Genomic DNA, 1,028 nt, shown 5'->3' on the forward strand with positions numbered 1-1,028 from the left:
GGCAGCCGGATGTTGAGCACCACCAGGGCATCGCGCGCCAGCGCCGGATCCCTCCCGCCCCCGGCCAGCACCGCCAGGACCCGCTCCGGCGGGATCCGGATCGCCCCGAGGCTCACCGACAGCAGCGCGACCGCGAGCATCAGCCCGGCGAGCGCCGCCAGCACCCACGGCAGGGCGGCGCGGCGGTTCAGCATCATGGCGGCCCGCTCACGACTTGGGACGCCTTACGCGACATCCTCTCCGCCCTCTGCGGACCACCGGATACCCACCTCTCCGGCTGAGGCGCGGGTCCCCTCTCCCGTGCGGGAGAGGGACAGGGTGAGGGATCAAATCTTTCCGGAGAGGTCGCATCCCTCACCCCAACCCTCTCCCGCACGGGAGAGGGAGCGCGTTGCGGCCAGTGGAGACCGGCATGCGGCTCCCGCAGCCTCCGCGCAGGAAAGACAGGCGTGCCCCCCTCACTCACCCGGCAGGCCCGGGTAGATCGCGCGCATCAGCTCGGCGGCCGCCTGGGGGGTGCGCGGGCCGAAGCCGAGTAGATAGAGGCCGTCCATGGCGATCAGCCGGCCCTGCGCGCCGGCCGGGGTCCGGCCCAGGGCCGAATCGGGGGCGAACACGGTCTCGGGCTTGGGCGGCTCCGGGCCGTTCTGCATCATCACCACGGCGTCGGGGGCGGCGGCCACGATGGCCTCGTCGGTCATCGGCTTGAACCCGGCGACGCCCGCGGCCGCGTTGGTGATGCCGGCGAGCGCCAGCATGCCGTCGGCCGTGGACCCCGTGCCGCCCACCACCGTGCGGCCGCCCTGGAGGGAGAGGACGACGATCGCCCGGGCGGGCGTCTCGATCCGCGCGCGTCGTGCCGCGACCTCCGCGAAGCGGGCGCGGACCTCGGCGGCGAGGGATCCGGCCTCCTGGTCCAGGCCGGCCAGGCGTCCGATGACGGCGATCTTGTCGAGGACGCCCTCGGGGTTCGGCGGCTCGGTCACGGTCTCGACGCGCAGGCCGGCCTCGCGCAGCTGCGCCAGCAC

1 protein-coding gene and 1 pseudogene are annotated in these 1,028 nt (G+C 74.5%); both read right to left on the minus strand.

Translation table 11 applies throughout. The annotated features are described in order from the left end of the window. A pseudogene (locus FV228_RS30720) lies at positions 1-197 on the minus strand (iron ABC transporter); the annotation flags it as partial. Between the two features lie 261 nt (positions 198-458). Beyond that, positions 459-1,028, minus strand: a 570-nt coding sequence (locus tag FV228_RS30725) for an ABC transporter substrate-binding protein (RefSeq protein WP_147857857.1), incomplete at its 5' end; no start/stop codon positions are given.

This window comes from Methylobacterium sp. WL18 (assembly GCF_008040015.1).
Lineage (GTDB): Bacteria > Pseudomonadota > Alphaproteobacteria > Rhizobiales > Beijerinckiaceae > Methylobacterium > Methylobacterium mesophilicum.